15 protein-coding genes and 1 riboswitch are annotated in these 16,924 nt (G+C 60.6%); of the genes, 6 read left to right on the top strand and 9 right to left on the bottom strand.

Annotation, left to right across the window (positions count from 1 at the left end):
- Positions 1–70: 70 nt before the first annotated feature.
- Together RLCC275e_RS11495 and RLCC275e_RS11490 are read left to right on the top strand one after the other, a co-directional pair.
- Entirely contained in the window at positions 71–1,582 is a 1,512-nt protein-coding gene (locus RLCC275e_RS11495) for an ATPase domain-containing protein (RefSeq protein ID WP_033182307.1), read from the top strand.
- Complete coding sequence (locus RLCC275e_RS11490) at positions 1,557–3,722, top strand: PAS domain-containing hybrid sensor histidine kinase/response regulator family protein (protein WP_082229802.1); 2,166 nt, start codon at positions 1,557–1,559, stop codon at positions 3,720–3,722. The genes RLCC275e_RS11495 and RLCC275e_RS11490 overlap by 26 nt, the downstream gene beginning before the upstream one ends.
- Here RLCC275e_RS11490 and mobB read toward each other — a convergent pair.
- The 3 genes from mobB to RLCC275e_RS11475 are packed head-to-tail and all read right to left on the bottom strand — an operon-like array spanning position 3,654 to position 5,719.
- On the bottom strand, positions 3,654–4,175 hold the full coding sequence (mobB, locus tag RLCC275e_RS11485) for a molybdopterin-guanine dinucleotide biosynthesis protein B (protein WP_033182308.1): 522 nt from the start codon (positions 4,173–4,175) through the stop codon (positions 3,654–3,656). The genes RLCC275e_RS11490 and mobB overlap by 69 nt on opposite strands.
- Entirely contained in the window at positions 4,172–4,801 is a 630-nt protein-coding gene (gene mobA, locus RLCC275e_RS11480; protein WP_033182309.1) for a molybdenum cofactor guanylyltransferase MobA, read from the bottom strand. Before mobA ends, mobB begins: the two co-directional genes overlap by 4 nt.
- 9 nt (positions 4,802–4,810) lie before the next feature.
- Positions 4,811–5,719, bottom strand: a complete 909-nt coding sequence (locus RLCC275e_RS11475; RefSeq protein WP_033182310.1) for a DMT family transporter — start codon at positions 5,717–5,719, stop codon at positions 4,811–4,813.
- Between the two features lie 329 nt (positions 5,720–6,048).
- Between RLCC275e_RS11475 and RLCC275e_RS11470 the strand changes: the two genes are divergently transcribed.
- Entirely contained in the window at positions 6,049–6,816 is a 768-nt protein-coding gene (locus tag RLCC275e_RS11470; protein ID WP_033182448.1) for an SDR family oxidoreductase, read from the top strand.
- Positions 6,817–6,902: 86 nt separating this feature from the next.
- Here RLCC275e_RS11470 and ribB read toward each other — a convergent pair whose 3' ends face one another.
- The 6 genes from ribB to RLCC275e_RS11440 form a co-directional block, all read right to left on the bottom strand.
- Positions 6,903–7,538, bottom strand: a complete 636-nt coding sequence (ribB, locus tag RLCC275e_RS11465) for a 3,4-dihydroxy-2-butanone-4-phosphate synthase (protein ID WP_130712043.1) — start codon at positions 7,536–7,538, stop codon at positions 6,903–6,905.
- A gap of 126 nt (positions 7,539–7,664) precedes the next feature.
- A riboswitch (FMN riboswitch) is annotated at positions 7,665–7,815 on the bottom strand.
- A gap of 193 nt (positions 7,816–8,008) precedes the next feature.
- The gene (locus tag RLCC275e_RS11460) at positions 8,009–8,791 is read right to left on the bottom strand and encodes a glucose 1-dehydrogenase (protein ID WP_033182311.1); all 783 of its coding nucleotides are present in this window, start codon (positions 8,789–8,791) and stop codon (positions 8,009–8,011) included.
- Between the two features lie 270 nt (positions 8,792–9,061).
- The gene (locus RLCC275e_RS11455) at positions 9,062–9,850 is read right to left on the bottom strand and encodes an SDR family oxidoreductase (protein ID WP_033182312.1); all 789 of its coding nucleotides are present in this window, start codon (positions 9,848–9,850) and stop codon (positions 9,062–9,064) included.
- Positions 9,851–9,872: 22 nt separating this feature from the next.
- On the bottom strand, positions 9,873–11,351 hold the full coding sequence (locus RLCC275e_RS11450) for a sugar ABC transporter ATP-binding protein (protein ID WP_033182313.1): 1,479 nt from the start codon (positions 11,349–11,351) through the stop codon (positions 9,873–9,875).
- A 28-nt stretch (positions 11,352–11,379) separates the two neighbouring features.
- Complete coding sequence (locus tag RLCC275e_RS11445; protein WP_003540275.1) at positions 11,380–12,309, bottom strand: sugar ABC transporter substrate-binding protein; 930 nt, start codon at positions 12,307–12,309, stop codon at positions 11,380–11,382.
- A gap of 117 nt (positions 12,310–12,426) precedes the next feature.
- Entirely contained in the window at positions 12,427–13,407 is a 981-nt protein-coding gene (locus RLCC275e_RS11440) for an ABC transporter permease (RefSeq protein ID WP_033182314.1), read from the bottom strand.
- Between the two features lie 206 nt (positions 13,408–13,613).
- Here RLCC275e_RS11440 and RLCC275e_RS11435 point away from each other — a divergent pair, with 206 nt between their 5' ends.
- The 3 genes from RLCC275e_RS11435 to RLCC275e_RS11425 all read left to right on the top strand — a co-directional run bounded on the left by RLCC275e_RS11435 (position 13,614) and on the right by RLCC275e_RS11425 (position 16,913).
- Positions 13,614–14,423 carry a transketolase gene (locus tag RLCC275e_RS11435; RefSeq protein WP_011652254.1) on the top strand — a complete coding sequence of 270 codons (810 nt, stop codon included), beginning with the start codon at positions 13,614–13,616 and terminating at the stop codon, positions 14,421–14,423.
- Positions 14,423–15,379: a transketolase family protein gene (locus RLCC275e_RS11430; RefSeq protein WP_033182315.1), complete on the top strand. Its 957-nt coding sequence runs from the start codon at positions 14,423–14,425 to the stop codon at positions 15,377–15,379. Before RLCC275e_RS11435 ends, RLCC275e_RS11430 begins: the two co-directional genes overlap by 1 nt.
- A 67-nt stretch (positions 15,380–15,446) precedes the next feature.
- Positions 15,447–16,913 carry an FGGY-family carbohydrate kinase gene (locus tag RLCC275e_RS11425; protein WP_033182316.1) on the top strand — a complete coding sequence of 489 codons (1,467 nt, stop codon included), beginning with the start codon at positions 15,447–15,449 and terminating at the stop codon, positions 16,911–16,913.
- The last annotated feature ends 11 nt before the right edge of the window (positions 16,914–16,924 follow it).

Raw genomic sequence — 16,924 nt, 5'->3', positions numbered from 1 at the left:
CATGTCTGCCAGTGATTTGACATTCCGTCGCTCGCCACTAATTCACAGAAGAAATTGAAGGAAACAGTGAATGAATGCTGCTGCACCTGCCGCGAAAGCCCGGACCGGGGTGTCCGGTTTGGACACAATTCTGGCAGGGGGACTTTCGCCTGGGCACGTCTTTCTCCTGGAGGGAAATCCAGGAGCGGGCAAGACAACGATTGCGCTGCAGTTTCTGATCGAGGGGGCACAGCTTGGTGAGCAGGGGCTCTACATTACCCTTTCGGAAACCGAGAGCGAACTTCGAGCCGGCGCCGCATCGCACGGTATGGTGATCGATGGCAATATCGAGGTCTTCGAGGTCGTGCCTCCGGAAAGCCTGCTGGATGCCGACCAGCAGCAGAGCCTGCTTTATTCGTCTGATCTTGAACTCGGAGAGACGACAAAGGAAATCTTTGCCGCTTTCGAGCGGATCAAGCCACGTCGCGTGGTTCTCGACAGTCTGTCGGAGATCAGGCTGCTCGCGCAAAGCTCGTTGCGCTACCGCCGGCAGATCCTGGCGCTCAAACATTATTTTGCCCGACAAGGAGCAACAGTCCTACTGCTCGATGATCTGACATCCGAGGTGCTCGACAAGACGGTGCACAGCGTCGTGCACGGCGTGATCCATCTCGAAGAGATGGCGCCGAGCTACGGCTCCGAGCGCCGACGTCTGAGAGTCATAAAATATCGCGGGCAGGCCTTCCGCGGCGGCTATCACGATTTCATCATCCAGACTGGTGGCGTCATCGTCTTTCCGCGACTCGTCGCCGCCGAACACAGGTCGAGTTACGCCCGCGATCAGATTTCCTGCAATATTCCAGAACTGGACCTTCTTTTAGGAGGTGGCCTTGAGCGAGGTTCCAGTACGCTCATCCTTGGTCCTGCCGGCACCGGCAAAAGCACGTTTTCGTTTCAATTTCTGGTGGCTGCGGTCGCGCGCGGCGAGAAAGTGGCGGCCTTCATTTTTGACGAGGAGCTGGGCCTGCTCTTCACGCGGCTGAAGGCGCTTGGAATAGATCTCGAAGCAATGCGGGACGCCGGTCACATCCACATCGAACAGCTCGATGCGGCCGAACTGTCGCCGGGCGAATTCGCCCACCGCGTGCGCAACTGCGTCGACAAATCGGATGCGAAAACCGTCATCATCGATAGTATCAACGGTTATCAGGCTTCGATGCCGGATGAGAATTCGTTGATTCTTCATATGCATGAGCTGCTGCAATATTTGAACAGGCAAGGCGCCAACACCTTTCTCACCGTTGCCCAGCACGGGCTGGTCGGTGACATGAAGGCACCTGTTGACGTCACCTATCTCGCCGATACCGTCATTCTGCTGCGTTACTTCGAGGCTGCGGGAAAGGTGCGGCGGGCAGTCTCGGTGATCAAGAAGAGGACCGGCTTTCACGAGGATACCATCAGGGAGTATCGTATCGACGCCTCCGGCTTGAGGTTTGGCGATCCTCTCGTCGGGTTCCAGGGCGTGCTTCGCGGCGTTCCCGAATTTATCGCGACCTCAAAGCCGCTCTTGAAGACTGATGGCGGGGATAGCGGCAATTCCTAATTCCAACAAACCGAAAGCATTGATCTACGCCCCCGCCGGTCGTGATGCCTGGGTGGCGAGATCGCTGGTCGATGAGGCCGGATTGTCATCGATTGCTGCCGCCGACCTGCCTATGTTCGCGTCATCGCTCAGTGATGACGTCGCGCTTGGCGTCCTGACGGAAGAGGCCGTTCGCTCGAGCGATCTCAAGCCGATCGCCGCCTGGGTTTCGGCCCAGCCGGGCTGGTCAGACCTACCGTTCATCGTTCTCACCACACGTGGTGGTGGGCCTGAACGAAATCCGGCCGCCGCCAGGCTTTCCGAGGTTCTTGGCAACGTCACCTTCCTGGAAAGGCCGTTCCATGCGACCTCCTTCATCAGCGTGGCCCGGACCGCATTGAAGGGGCGCCTGCGCCAATACGAAGCGCAAGCCCGGCTCGATGCTCTGGGCGAGGGAGAGCGACGGCTGCAGACGGCGCTCGCAGCCGGTCGTCTCGGGGCGTGGGAGCTGGAGCTGTCCTCGATGGCCCTGTCTGCTTCGGCCACCTGCAAAGCGATCTTCGGCCGAAGGCCGGACGATGATGTGACGCGCGACGATCTGATCGCAAGTATCCACCCCGACGACCGGGATCTTGTGCTGACAAACCTACGCCAGACGATCGATACTGGACGCGACTATTCGGTCGAGCACAGGACGATCTGGCCGGATGGATCGCTGCATTGGACCGAGGTCCACGCGCAGCTCTATTCCGACAGATATGGTTCCGCGAGGAAACTCGTCGGTGTCTGCTCCGATACCACCGTTCGCAAGACCATCGAGGAAAATCTGAGAAGGCTCAACGAAAACCTCGAAGAGCGTGTAAGGGAGCGGACCAAAGAGGTCAACGCCGCTCACCAGACCCTGCTCGAGGAAGTCGCCCAGCGTGAAAGAGCCGAGGAGCAGCTTCGCCAATCCCAGAAGATGGAGGCGATTGGCCAACTGACCGGCGGCGTTGCACATGATTTCAACAATCTGCTGATGGTCGTTCTCGGAAATCTGGAGCTGCTCGGGAAGCACGTTGCCGGAGATGCCAAGGCGACGCGTCTGGTCGATGGTGCCATTCAGGGTGCACGGCGCGGGGCGGCGCTGACGCAGCGGCTGCTGGCTTTTGCCAGACAGCAGGATCTGCAGGTCAAGCCCGTCGATCTGGCCGAACTGGTCTCCGGCATGAAAGATCTGCTGCGGCGCTCGGTCGGATCCTCGATCAGCATCGAAAGCATCCTGCCGGCAACCCTGCCGCCGGCGCTGGTCGATGCGAACCAGCTCGAACTGGCGCTGCTCAACCTTGCAGTCAATGCCCGCGATGCGATGCCGGATGGCGGGACGCTGTCCATATCGCTGCGTGATGCGCAGGTGGCCGGCGATGACGGCACTCTCGACAAGGGCGCCTATCTTGTGTTGGCGGTGGCCGACAGCGGCACCGGCATGGACGCGCAGACGCTGAAGAAGGCGGTTGATCCGTTTTTCTCGACCAAGGAACTCGGAAAGGGCACTGGCCTAGGCTTGTCGATGATCCACGGACTTGCCGTTCAGCTCAATGGCGCACTTCGTCTGACAAGCGAACTTGGGGTCGGAACGACCGCTGAATTGTGGCTTCCGGCGACCGAACGGCGCCCCGAGCGGGCGATCGAAGCGGATCTGCCCGTTCCCCAAGCGGCATCCAGACTTAAGATCCTGCTGGTCGATGACGATGCCTTGATCGCCATGAGTTCGGTCGACATGCTTGAAGATCTCGGCCACGAGGTCGTCGAAGCAAACTCCGGCTCGCAGGCACTGGAACTGATCAGCAGCGGCCAGCATTTCGATCTAGTCATAACCGACTATTCGATGCCTGGCATGACCGGCGCACAGCTTGCCCAGGCCGCGCGGGACATTTATCCGGCATTGCCGATCGTGCTGGCGACAGGTTACGCCGATCTTCCTGCCGGCACCGATATCGATCTTCCGAGATTGGCAAAGCCCTATGATCAGGCTCAGCTCGCCAAGGAAATCGCCAAGGCCATGGCACGCGAAACGGCTCCGCTTCTTAGATTCGGCGGCGACACAGGTGGTTCAAAGCCTCGCCTGTCCAAGGCCAACGATGTCAGCGATGAAATCGGCGATGGCGCCTGTGTCGTCTAGATCGAAGACCGGCAGGCCCGTATCGGCGACGGCATGATCGGCGGCGATGGCCCAGATATGGGGATCGCTCGGCGCCAACGGTTCACGATTTGCCGCCTCCAGGCGGCGGGCCTCGATTTTCGGGATCGGCTCGCGCTTGTATCCTTCGATCAGCACGAGGTCGCAGGGGCCAAGGCGAGCGAGGATCTCCTCGAACTCAGGTTCCGGCGCACCGCGCAGCTCGTGCATGATGGCGTAGCGGGTGCCGGAGACGATGGTGACCTCATGAGCGCCGGCCTGGCGGTGGCGGTAGCTGTCGGCCCCGACCTTGTCGATGTCGAAATCATGATGGGCGTGCTTGATCGTCGAGATCTTGTAGCCGCGGCGGGTGAACTCGGTCACCAGCCGGACGGCGAGACCCGTCTTGCCCGAGTTCTTCCAGCCGGCGATGCCGAAGATTTTCGGTGCGGTCATCCGCGAAGGGCCTCCAGCCAGCGTTCCGCCTCGACGAGATCGTCGGGCGTGTTGATGTTGAAGAAGGGATCGAGCAGGCTGGCACGGGTCGGATGCAGCGGGAACGCCACTTCCGTAACGTCATGCCGTAACAGGAAGTCGCGCACGCGGCGCTTCTCGTCGGTGGTGATCCAGGCTTCGAGATCAGCGGCCAGCCTCACTGGCCAGAGCCCGAAGACGGGATGGCTGCGGCTCTCGGAGGCGGCAATGGCGATTTGCGACGGGCGCTCGATCGCTGCCGCCAGCCGGGCGACGAGATCGGCCGGGAAGAACGGGCAATCCACCGAGACGGTGGCGACATGGGTGATGGAGGGCAGGCCGGCGGCATAGACCATGGCGGCATGGATGCCGGCCATCGGCCCGGCCTTGCCGCGAAAATGGTCGGGAACGACAGGCATTCCCTCGGCGGCGGCATCGGCATTGACGGCAACGAGCAAGGTCTGCTGTGAGAGGCGGGTCAGCGCATGGTGGAGCAGGCTCTCGGCCCCAAGCATCACGCCCGCCTTGTCGCGGCCCATGCGTTGCGAGCGGCCGCCCGCCAGCACGACGCCCGCTGTATGAGATTTATCCAACGAGAATTCAGCCATGATCCTTCCTCAAACCGGCGCGCGCGGGGCGGATTCCTGCGCAATCGGCGACACACGGCGCTTGGCCTCACGATAGAACGTATAGAGGCCGGAGGCGATGACGATCCCAGCCCCCAAGAGCGTCCAGCTGTCAGGCACTTCGGCGAAGAAGAGGAAGCCGAGCAGAGAGGAAAAGATCAGGCTGGTATAGCGGAATGGCGCGACGAAGGAGATTTCGCCGGTGCGCATGGCGAGGATGACCGACTGGTAGCCAACGAGCACCAGCACCGAAGCGAGCACGAGATGCCCAAGGGCAGCGGCGCTGACCGGCTGCCAGCCGCCGAGCACCGGAATGAGCAGCGCACCGAAGAAGGAGGCTGATATGGCGGTGATGACGGTTATCATCAGCGAGGGGATTTCCGGACTGATGCTCCGGGTGGCGAGATCGCGGCCGGCCGTCGTCAGCACCGCGCCGACGCAGAGGAGGGCAGCGGGGGTGAATCCATCAGGGCCGGGACGGATGATGATCATCACGCCGACGAGGCCGACGAGGATCGCCGACCAGCGCCGCCAACCGACCGGCTCGCCGAAGAAGAGCGCCGCGCCGAAGGTGACGACCAGTGGCAGCGATTGCAGGATCGCCGAGGCATTGGCGATCGGCATCATGCCGAGCGCGGTGATATAGGTGACGGCGGAGAGCGTCTCGCAGATGATCCTGAAGATGATCATCGGCTGCAGCATGATGCGCCAGGAACGCAGCGCTCCCATTTTCCGGGCGATCAGATAGACAAGCAGGCTGGTGAAGAGGCCGCGCAGGAACATGATCTCGCCGGCGTTCATATAGGCGATCACCGATTTGGATAGAGCGTCGCTTGCAGAAAAGCCGGCCATCGCCATGCTCATATAGATGGCGCCCTCAGTATTGCGTGACCGCGGCATGAAGAGATTCCCGTTACCTGTGCGCCCCTTTTAGTCGCGAAGATGCATGAAGGGAATCGGATGAATGTCACATCGGCCATAAATCGATGATGCGGTGCACAATGGCGCTGACGTCAACGCAGGGGTGTGGGTGGAAGTCCCGACAAATCCCCGTTTTATAAAGTGAATTCCGACATTCCCGACGCCGCGATCAAGGCGTCGATGAGGACGCGCCGTCGTGCTGCCGGTTCGGGCCATAGGCGTTTTTCTCTTCCTGCGCGGGAAACGGGTGGCTGCATCGCCTGATGTTTGAGCATCTCAGATCTCGCAACAACGAAGGAGAGATCGATATGACACTTCTCAACGACAAGATCGCAATCATCACCGGCGCAAGCTCCGGCATCGGCCGCGCGGCGGCGAAACTCTTTGCGCGGCAAGGCGCCAAGCTCGTGGTCACCGGCCGGCGGCAGGACGCGCTCGATGCCGTTGTTGCGGAAATCGAGGCGGAGAGTGGTCAGGCCGTCGCCATATCAGGCGATGTCAGGGACGAGGCGCTGCAGGCAAGGCTCGTCGAAACGGCAGTCTCGCGTTTCGGCCGGCTCGACATCGCCTTCAACAATGCGGGCATCCTCGGTGAGATGGGGCCGGTCGCCGGGCTGTCGGTGGAGGGCTGGCGCGAGACGATCGAGACCAATCTCACCGCCGCCTTCCTCGGCGCCAAGCACCAGTCGGCGGCGATGGGAAAAGGCGGCGGGTCGCTGATCTTCACCTCGACTTTCGTCGGCCACACCGTCGGCATGCCTGGCATGGCCGCCTATGCGGCGAGCAAGGCGGGGCTGATCGGCTTCGTGCAGGTGCTCGCCGCCGAACTCGGAGCACAGAAGATCCGCGTCAACGCACTGCTTCCCGGCGGCACCGACACGCCCGCCAGCATCACCAACGCACCTGATGCCACGCCGGAAGTGCTCGCCTTCGTGGAGGGATTGCATGCGCTGAAACGCATGGCGCAACCCGAAGAGATCGCCAATGCGGCGCTTTTCCTCGCCTCCGACATGTCGAGCTTCGTGACCGGCACGGCGATGCTGGCAGATGGTGGGGTTTCGATCAGCCGGACATAGGACCGGCAAGGGAAGGTGCCGTCAGAGCCATAGTTGCGGGTCGTTCTTTGTCGCAGCGGGCTATGCCGCCGCAAAAAAGGCATCGATCAGGCGACTTCGCGTATGTCTTTTGCCGCTTGGCGGTCGAGATAGGCGACCAGGTCCTCGATAGTGACGAGGGGGAGGTTGTGGCGTTCGGCGAAGAGGGTGAGTTCGGGCAGACGGGACATGGTTCCGTCGTCGTTGGCGACTTCGCAGATGACGCCAGCTGGGATCCTTCCGGCGAGGCGGGCGAGATCGACGGCGGCTTCGGTGTGGCCGGGGCGGCCGAGCACGCCGCGGGGGTTGGCGCGCAGCGGAAAGATGTGGCCGGGGCGGGCGAAATCGGCGGGCTTTGCGCGATCGTCGACTAGGGCGCTGACGGTGGCGGCGCGATCGGCTGCCGAGATGCCCGTCGTCGTGCCTTTGAGATAATCGACCGAGACCGTGAAGGCAGTTTTGTGCGATTCCGTGTTGTTGGGCACCATCAGCGGAATATCGAGTGCATCGAGGCGCTCGCATTGCATGGCGATGCAGACGAGTCCACGGGCGTGGGTCATCATGAAGGCGATTGTTTCCGGGGTGACGGCATCGGCCGCGACCACGATATCACCTTCGTTTTCCCGGTTCTGGTCGTCGACGACGACGACCATCTTGCCGCTGGCAACGGCTGATATGGCATCTTCGATTGTTGCGATAGTCATGCTGTCTGGCCTTTCAAGGGTTATGTCAGCGGGCTGACATGGTCTGCTCAGCTCAATCCGTGAGCGTGCCTTCTGCCCTTGGGCGAACAAACGTCAGCCGACTCCGGGATGGAGTGCGACTGCCCGTGTTGTCCTCTTCCATCCGGACTATACCGTCGGCTCCGGCATCTCACCGGATCTGCTGACCTTCCGACAGGAGGTGCCGGAAGCGCTCGCGGGCTCCAGGATTGCTCCTGATACCGCCGGTGGGGAATTACACCCCGCCCTGAGAACGTTTCAAAGATAGGATCAAATACAGGCGGATGGCAAGGTCACTTGACCGGGCAAAAATGCAAAGCTGCCCTAACGCCGATGGACACACTGTTCACACGGAGGCGACGACCGTGTCGCCTTCCGCGCTTCGTTGGTTGTTTGATCTTTCCATGTATGTCGTTGTCCTAAAACCGCTGCGCAGTTTTGGGCGACCTGCATCAGGACATGATCAGGCCGCCGTCGACATTGATCGTCTGGCCGGTGATATAGGCGGCGTCATCGCTGGCGAGGAAGGTGACCAGGCCGGCGACGTCTTCGCCGGAGCCGGCCCGTTTCATCGGGATGCCCTCGACCCATTCCTTCATCAGCTCGCCAGGGGCGTAGTTGCCGAGCAGCTTGCCCCAGGCCTGGTCGTTATAGGCCCACATGTCGGTCTCGATGATGCCGGGGCAGAAGGCGTTGACGGTGATCTTCTCTGTCGCGACTTCCTTGGCCAGGCTCTGGGTGATGCCGACGACGCCCATTTTCGAGGCGGCATAATGCGGGGTGTAGATGAAGCCGTCGCGCGCCTGGCCGGAAGCGGTGTTGATGATGCGGCCGCCGCGCTTGTGCTTGCGCATTCTCGATATCGCCTCCTGGGCGCAGAGGAAGACGCCCTTGGTGTTGACGGCCATGACCTTGTCCCACTCGTTTTCGGTCAGGTCCTCGACGCGGGCGATTGTGATGACGCCGGCATTCTGGATCGAAACGTCGACCGAGCCGAATTCCTTCTCGGCGGCATCGTAGAGGGCGGTGACGCTTGCCTTGTCGGTGACATCGCCGATGAAGGAGATCGCCTTACCGCCTTCGGCCCGGATCTGTTCGGCGACGCCGTGGACCAGGTCCTCATTGGCCGAGACGACGAGATTGGCGCCTTCTTTCGCAAAGCGTTTGGCGATTGCCGCTCCGATGCCGCGGCTACCCCCGGTAATAACGACAGTCTTCTGCTCAACGCGTTTCATGCTCTTTCCTTGTGTCCGTCGATGAACAGCAAATCTGGGTGCGACCTGCCATCCGATCATTATTGGAGCTCAACCGGTTGTCGCGAATTGAGGCAGTCTTGAGCGCCGACGACGACGCGCGAGCCCTCCGTCCGTTCGATCGGCGTGAAGGGCGGGCAGACGACGATATCGCACGCCGTCATGCCCGTTACCCTTCAGCGCCTCGATCTCAGCCAGGGAGGAAGCGAGACCGTGCATTTTCCAGCGGCGGCAATGAGCTTTCTCATCGCATCACCAGCAGCAGAAACCGCCGTCGACGAGCAGATCGACGCCGGTCACGAAACTTGCCGCATTCGACAGCAGGAACACCGCCGGACCGACCATCTCATCCACCGCTGCCATTCGCTGCATTGGCGTCTGCTCTTCGAAGAGCTTGGTCTGATGAACCATCTCGGGACGGGTGTTCATAGGCGTTGCCGTGTATCCGGGGGAGATGGTGTTGACGCGAATGCCGCGGTCGACCCATTCCATCGCCATGGACTTCGACATATGGATGACGCCTGCCTTGGAGGCGTTATAGTGCGCTTGGCTCAGCCCGCGGTTTACGATCACGCCGGACATGGAAGCGATATTGACGATGGAGCCGCGTCCATTCTTCAGCATGGCGCGAGCCTCGGCCTGGCAGGAAAGAAAGACACCCTTCAGGTTGATATCCATCAACGTCTGATATTGGTCCTCCTCCATCTCTTCCGCGGCGTTCGCGTTAGCGATGCCCGCCGCGTTGACTGCAAGTGTCAATGGGCCGAGATCGGCCTCGGTCCGTGCTATTGCCTCTCCAAGGGAAGATTTGCTCGTGACATCCGCCGCGATCTGGATCGAGCGGCGGCCGGCGGCGCGAATATGTTCAGCCGTCTTGGCCAATCCGTCGTCCGTTCGGCGGTCGAGCAGCGCCACGTCGGCGCCGCATTGCGCAAGGCCAATGGCAATGCGCTGCCCAATGCCGCTTCCAGCTCCGGTAACGATGGCAACCTGGCCGCCGAGATCGAAAAGCTTCGGGGCGTTCAGAGTGATGTCGGACACCGCTCTTCCTTTCTCTGTCTGTTTAGATGGTGGCTAGCTCCATGACCGAAACGTCATTTGCCTGGTCACGATTGAGAATGCCTGCCTGTTTGCCTTGTGCAAGCACGAGAATGCGATTGGAGACTCCGAGAACTTCCTCCAGGTCCGAGCTTACGACGATGACCGCCACGCCCCGTTTGGCAAGATTGACGATGATGTCGTAGATGCCCGCTCTGGCGCCGACGTCGATCCCTCTCGTCGGTTCGTCGAGTACGACGACCTTGGGATCGCGCATCAGCCATTTCGCGATGACAACCTTCTGCTGGTTGCCGCCCGACAGGTCGGAGGCATATTGCTCCGCACGGCCTTTCACGCCGAACTTGGCCACTGCCTTCTCCGCAAACGAGCGCTTGACGCTCGGCGTAATCCAACGCCCGCCCAGCTTGTCGAGATTGGCGTAGATGATGTTCTCGCCGATCCGGTGCCCGACAACCAGGCCTTGCTCCTTGCGGTCTTCCGGGACCATCACGATGCCCTTGGAGATCGCATCCGCCGGATCGCGCAGCCTGAGTTCTTCGCCTTCCAGCTTGATCGAACCTGCACTGATTGGGTCCGCGCCCGAAATGGCGCGGACAAGTTCGGTGCGGCCGGCGCCGACCAGTCCGGCGATTCCGAGAATTTCCCCGGCGCGCACATCGAAGGTAACGTCACGGAACGAGTTGTCCGGCGAGCACAGCCCCGACACCTGGAGTACTGGATGGTCAGTCGGAACCGGCAGGGCAGGGAACAAGCGGTCAAGCTGGCGTCCGACCATGCTCTCGACGATCGTTCGCACCGGTGTCGCGCTGTCGGAGAATTCCTGCACGCGCTCGCCATCGCGAAGAACGACGATCCGGTCGGTTATTCGCTTGATCTCTTCCATGCGGTGGGAAATGTAGACGATGCCGACGCCTTGTGAGCGAAGCTTCCGAACCTGTTCGAAGAGAGCTTCCGTTTCCGCGCCGCCAAGGGCGGCTGTCGGCTCATCGAGGATCAGGAGGTTTGCGTTGAGAGCCAGCGCCTTGGCGATCTCGATAAGTTGCTGATTTGCCGTGGAAAGGCCCGCGACCTTCCGCGTTGCGGGTATGTGAAGGTTCAAGCGAGCGAGCTGGTCCTGGGCCCGGCGAACCATCTGGGCGCGGTCGACGGCGCCGTTCTTCATCGGCCAACGTCCGATGAAGACGTTTTCCGCGATCGACAGCTGCGGCAGAAGCTGCAGCTCCTGATGGATCAGGACAACGCCCTTGTCGATCGCTTCCCTTGGGGTGGCCGGGGCATAAGGCTGCCCCAGCCATGTCATTGATCCTTCGGACGGCGTGCGTGACCCGGCGATAATGCCCGATAGCGTTGACTTGCCTGCGCCGTTTTCACCGAGAAGTGCAACCACTTCGCCGGGATAAACGTCCAAGCTGACATTCTTCAGAACCTGGAGCGGCCCATACCATTTGGATATGCCCCTCAGGGAAAGAACTGGATCAGTCACGGCACACCTCCTCAAGACCTCGACTTCATTACGGATGGTTGGCGATGAAGCCTGCGACGTTTTCCTTGGTTGTCAGCGTGGCATCCAGGAGCTGGACCGGTGGCACCTTTTCTCCGGCGACAAGCTTGGCGGCGTTTTCAACCGCGTCGCGGCCCATCTTCTGCGTCTGCTGGGTCGCCGTTACGTTGAAGACGCCCTTGCTGAGCGCTTCGAGAGCTGCGGTGTCACCATCGAAGCCGCCAACCACGATCTTCTGGGAAGGATTGGCGACCTTGATCGCCTGCGCGGCGCCGAGGGCGAGGCCGTCGGCTTGGGCGAACACGATCGAAACGTCCGGATTTGCCTGCAGCATATTCTGCATGATCTGGAAGCCTTCGTCCTGGCTCCAGATGTTCGAGAACTGCTCGGCGACAACCTTGACATCCGGATATGCCTTGAGAGATTCAGCGCAGCCCTTCGAGCGATCGACTTCCGGCGTCGTGCCCTTCTGGCCGTGGATGATGACCATCTTCCCCTTGCCGCCGGCTTCCTTCAGAATGTAGTCGCACACGGCCTTGGCAGACGCGACGGAATCCGTTGCAAGGAAGGTATCGCCGGGTGCTCCCTCGGCGTTGCGGTCAACGTTCACGACCGGAATACCAGCGCTCTTCGCGAGCTTGACCGGAACGGTCGCAGCCGCCGCACCGGCCGGAATGTAGATCAGCGCGTCGATCTTCTGGGTCAGGAGGTCCTGGATCTGGTTGACCTGCGTCGGCCCGTCGCCCTTTGCGTCGACCGTGATGACTTCGATGCCGCGCTTCTTGGCTTCGGCCTCGACCGATTGCTTGATCTGGTTGAAGAAGTTTGCCTGAAGGTTGGCAACGGCCAGGCCGAGCTTCTTCAGTTCCGCCGCGTGTACGGGGCCGAGCATGAGGCCGAGCAGGGCAGCAGATGCGAGCATGGTGCGCGCTATTTTCATTGTATTTCCTCCGTTGTTTGATGGAACCCTCGGGTATGTCCTCCCCCTCGGGGTATTGATCCGCCCCAAACCCTTGGAGCGGAATTCCTGGTCCGCCGACGCGGCGGACCTCGTTCGTCAGGCGCGACGCCGACGAATAGTCTCCGCGCCGACCGCGAGCACGATGACGATGCCGATGATCACTTGCTGCAGGAACGGCGAGACGTTGAGAAGATTGAGCCCGTTGCGAAGGACGCCGATGATAAGAACGCCGATCAGTGTTCCTCCGATACCGCCCGCGCCCCCCGAAAGCGAAGTCCCGCCGATGACGACCGCTGCGATGGTGTCCAATTCATAGCCAAGACCGCTGGACGGCTGGACGGAATCCAGCCTGGCGGCGAGTACGATGCCTGCGAGCCCCGCAAGGACTGAACTTGCGACGTAGACGCCAATCGTCACGAGCGGGACGTTGATACCCGCAAGGCGCGCGACTTCCGGATTTCCTCCCACCGCGTAGAGCATGCGACCTTCGGACCGGAAGTGCAGGAAAAGCCAGGCCGCAAGAACAACCGCAAGCATGAGAAACACAGTGGCGGTCAACACGCCGAAATGGCGATCGATTGCCAGCATCATGAACCAGTCGGGGAATCCCACGATCTGCTGGCCGTCCGTGATCATATTTGCGACGCCGCGTGCCGCGGACATCATCGCAAGAGTGGCAATAAACGCTGGAACCCTGAACTGCGTCACCAGAAGTCCGACGATCAGCCCCGAAACGCCCGCTGCGACCAGAGCAAAAGCGATCCCGACCGGCAGTGGTAGGCCGGCGACATTCGCAGTCCAGCCCATGACCATCATCGCAAGAGCGAGTGCCGAGCCGACGGAGAGATCGATGCCGCCGATCAGAATGACAAAGGTCATACCGACGGCCATGATGCCGAGGACAGTGATCTGATCGAGGATGTTGAGGCCGTTCCGAACCGAAAGAAACGTGTCGGTGCTAAGGCTCAGAAAGACGCAAAGCGCGAGCAGCCCCACGAGTGGGCCGGTGGCGCCCTTGAGCTTGCTCAACCAGGCGCTGGACGAAAGCCCGTGTTCATTGATATCGAGCGCCACCATTGTTCCTCCCTATGCCTAGGCTATTCGCTAATTCACTAGACGAATAAATATTCACTAATGCTGGAAAATTCATTAACAAGTTGCCTCCGGGCTGTCAATAGGATTTGATAGACTTGCAACTGCCGACGCATTGCTTAAAGGGCTTGACTAATCGGCGTCTTGTGCAAAAATATTGATAACTGAATATTTATGCATGAGAGGAATCCATGAATACGACAGAACTCGAGCGGGTCGCTCGCGAGATCCGATTGCGCGATCTCCAGGCGGTCTTTGAAGCGGGCGCCGGCCATATTGGCGGGGAGATGTCGGTCATCGACATTTTGACTGCCCTCTATTTTCGTGTGCTGAATGTTTGGCCCGATCAGCCGAAGCACCCCGACCGCGACAGGTTCGTTCTTTCGAAGGGACATACTGCATGCGCTCTGTATGTGACGCTCGCAAAACGCGGCTTCATCCCGGAGGAAGAGATTTCCACCTTCTTGCAGCCGCATTCGAGGCTGAACGGGCATCCAAATTGCAACAAGGTTCCTGGCGTCGAAACGAATACCGGGCCGCTCGGCCACGGTCTTCCAGTCGCCATAGGAATGGCAAAAGCCGCCAAGCTCTCTGGCGCGAAATATCACACCTATGTCGTCACCGGCGACGGTGAGATGCAGGAGGGCTCAAACTGGGAAGCGATCATGGCGGCCGCGCAGTTCAAGCTCGATAACCTGACGCTGGTGATCGACCACAACAGGTTCCAGCAGGGCGCCGCCCTGGCGGAAACCAACGATCTCGCCCCGCTTCGTCCGAAGCTTGAAGCTTTCGATTGGGAAGTCACCGAGATCAATGGGAACAATATGAGCGAAGTCGTTTCAGCCCTCGAACACCGGGGATCGAGACCGCATTGCATCGTGGCCCACACCAACAAGGGGCATGGAATCTCGTTCATGCAAGACCGAGTCGACTGGCACCACAAGGTACCGAGCAAGGAACAATACGAAATCGCATTGGCAGAATTGTCGGAGGCACTGTAATGAACGCGCCAATAAACGCACCCAAGCTCTACGATTGCCGCGACGCATTCGCCTCTACGCTTGAGCGGCTGGCAGCCGAAAACGAAACGATCGTTGCCGTCTGCAACGACTCCGTGGGTTCCTCCAAGCTCGGCGGCTTCAAGGCGAAGTTTGGAGAGCGCCTCGTCAATGTCGGTATCGCCGAACAGAACATGGTGGGGGTTGGAGCAGGCCTCGCCAATGGCGGACGCCTTCCGTTCGTGTGCGCCGCCGCTCCGTTTCTTACGGGACGGTCGCTGGAGCAGATCAAGGCCGATATTTCGTATTCGAATGCCAACGTCAAGCTGGTCGGCATTTCTTCTGGAATGGCGTATGGCGAACTCGGCCCGACCCATCACTCGATCGAGGACTTCGCCTGGACGCGGGTTCTGCCCAATCTTCCGGTCATTGCGCCTTGTGACCGCATCGAAACAGCTGCTGCGGTTGAATGGGCCGCGGCCTATAACGGCCCCTGTTTCCTGCGGCTGTCTCGCGTCGGTGTGCCTGATCTCCTTCCGGAGGGTCACAAGTTCGAACTTGGCAAGGCAAACCTCCTTCGCCAGGGTTCCGACCTCACCCTTATTGCAAACGGCACTTTGACTCATCGAATCCTAAAGGCTGCCGAGATTCTCGCAGAACGCGGCATCAACGCCAGAGTGCTCAACCTTGCAACGGTTCGTCCGATCGACGAGGACGCCATCATCGCCGCGGCGAAGGAAACCGGAGCGATCGTCACAGCCGAAGAGCATTCGATTTTTGGCGGGCTCGGTTCCGCGGTAGCCGAAGTGGTGGTCGACAATGCTCCGGTCCCGATGAAACGTCTCGGAGTTCCCGGCGTCTACGCTCCGACCGGTTCTGCAGAATTCCTGCTCGACGAATTCGGGATGGCGCCGTCCGCAATCGCCGACGCGGCGCAGTCGCTGATCAGGCGCAAGTAACTGGGATCACGTGATCAGCCCGGACGCTTTCTGTCGTCCCGGCTGCCGTCTGATCTGGGAGGATAGAATGCGGGCAATTCTGGCCATTGACCAGGGCACGACCAATTCAAAAGCAGTTCTGGTTTCCGAAAAGGGAGAAATTGTTGGCAGGGGTTCGGCTCCGGTCGGCATCACCTATCCGAAACCAGGCTGGGTCGAACAAGACCCACGCCGGCTCTACGCATCCGTCTGCGAGGCGATCGACGCCTGCCTGAAGGCCGCCCCCGACGTGGCTGTCGAGGCCGTGGCGATTTCCAATCAGCGCGAGTCAGTCACTGCCTGGGACGCCGAAACGGGAGAGGCACTTGGACCGGTGGTGAGCTGGCAGTGCCGTCGAACGGCACAGGATTGCGAACGTCTCATTGCTGAAGGCCGCCTTGACCGCGTGCAGGCGCTCACAGGACTGCCGCTGGATCCGATGTTCCCGGGTTCGAAATTCCGATGGCTGCTCGACCGTATTCCGGCCGGGCGATCGGTGCGGCTGGGAACGGTCGACAGTTGGCTCGTCCACTGCCTGACGGGCGGGCGCCGGCATGTTTGCGATGCTTCGAATGCCGCCAGGAGCCAGTTGTTCGATCTCCAGGAGCAGAGCTGGAGCGAGGAACTTGGCGAGATTTTCGGCGTGGATATCGCGCTCCTCCCCGAGGTACTCGACAGCTCTGCCGACTTCGGCAGGACGCAAGGGTTGCCAGGCGTGCCGGATGGAACTCCGATCATGGCCGTGATCGGAGACAGTCATGCTGCGCTGTTCGGTCATGGAGCATTCAAGCCGGGTGATGGCAAGGTAACCTTCGGAACCGGCTCATCGGTGATGACGACGCTTCCGCGATTTATTCCTCCACGCAACGGCGTCACAACGACCGTCGCATGGCGTCTCAATGGAAAGCCGACTTTCGCTTTCGAAGGCAATATTTTGGTTTGCGCCGCCAGTCTCCCCTGGATGGCAGGCATTCTCGGCCTTTCGGACGTGGCGGCCCTTGTCGAACTTGCGGCGAGCGCCGAACTAGGCGGACCGGGCTTCGTGCCAGCATTCGTGGGACTGGGCGCACCCTATTGGAACTCCGACGCCCGTGCCCTGTTCTCCCAGATCAACTTCAATACGACACGTGCGCAAATGGCGCGGTCGGTAACCGACTCGATCGCCTTCCAGGTGCACGACGTGATCGCCGCCATGCGAGTACAAAGCGGCGGCGAGCTCGGGGCGCTCTATGTGGACGGCGGACCGAGCCAGAACCGCTTCCTGATGCAGTGTGTCTCGAACCTCATCGAACATCCCGTGATCCAATGCGAAGCACCCGAGGCCTCGGCTTTGGGGGCCGCATATCTCGCGGGTCTTTCACTTGGCCTGTGGAGCGATCTCCAGGTTATCGCAGAGCTGCCCCGGAGCTCGCATATTATTGACCCGGAACCCGTGGATCGAGCGGTGCTTCTGAATACCTGGAATGATGCACTTGCCCGCTCGACGGCACGCGAAACAACGGCTAATGATGAATAAAAATTCACCCT

This window comes from Rhizobium brockwellii, from assembly GCF_000769405.2.
GTDB classification, from domain to species: domain Bacteria; phylum Pseudomonadota; class Alphaproteobacteria; order Rhizobiales; family Rhizobiaceae; genus Rhizobium; species Rhizobium brockwellii.
The sequence above is the reverse complement of the archived record's forward strand: the minus strand, read 5'-3'. Positions and strand labels throughout refer to the sequence as shown.

Coding starts and splice junctions, on each gene's coding strand:
- RLCC275e_RS11495 (WP_033182307.1), top strand. CDS start 71: ATGAATGCTGCTGCACCTGCCGCGAAAGCCCGGACCGGGGTGTCCGGT.
- RLCC275e_RS11490 (WP_082229802.1), top strand. CDS start 1,557: ATGGCGGGGATAGCGGCAATTCCTAATTCCAACAAACCGAAAGCATTG.
- mobB (WP_033182308.1), bottom strand. CDS start 4,175: ATGACCGCACCGAAAATCTTCGGCATCGCCGGCTGGAAGAACTCGGGC.
- mobA (WP_033182309.1), bottom strand. CDS start 4,801: ATGGCTGAATTCTCGTTGGATAAATCTCATACAGCGGGCGTCGTGCTG.
- RLCC275e_RS11475 (WP_033182310.1), bottom strand. CDS start 5,719: ATGCCGCGGTCACGCAATACTGAGGGCGCCATCTATATGAGCATGGCG.
- RLCC275e_RS11470 (WP_033182448.1), top strand. CDS start 6,049: ATGACACTTCTCAACGACAAGATCGCAATCATCACCGGCGCAAGCTCC.
- ribB (WP_130712043.1), bottom strand. CDS start 7,538: ATGACTATCGCAACAATCGAAGATGCCATATCAGCCGTTGCCAGCGGC.
- RLCC275e_RS11460 (WP_033182311.1), bottom strand. CDS start 8,791: ATGAAACGCGTTGAGCAGAAGACTGTCGTTATTACCGGGGGTAGCCGC.
- RLCC275e_RS11445 (WP_003540275.1), bottom strand. CDS start 12,309: ATGAAAATAGCGCGCACCATGCTCGCATCTGCTGCCCTGCTCGGCCTC.
- RLCC275e_RS11440 (WP_033182314.1), bottom strand. CDS start 13,407: ATGGTGGCGCTCGATATCAATGAACACGGGCTTTCGTCCAGCGCCTGG.
- RLCC275e_RS11435 (WP_011652254.1), top strand. CDS start 13,614: ATGAATACGACAGAACTCGAGCGGGTCGCTCGCGAGATCCGATTGCGC.
- RLCC275e_RS11430 (WP_033182315.1), top strand. CDS start 14,423: ATGAACGCGCCAATAAACGCACCCAAGCTCTACGATTGCCGCGACGCA.
- RLCC275e_RS11425 (WP_033182316.1), top strand. CDS start 15,447: ATGCGGGCAATTCTGGCCATTGACCAGGGCACGACCAATTCAAAAGCA.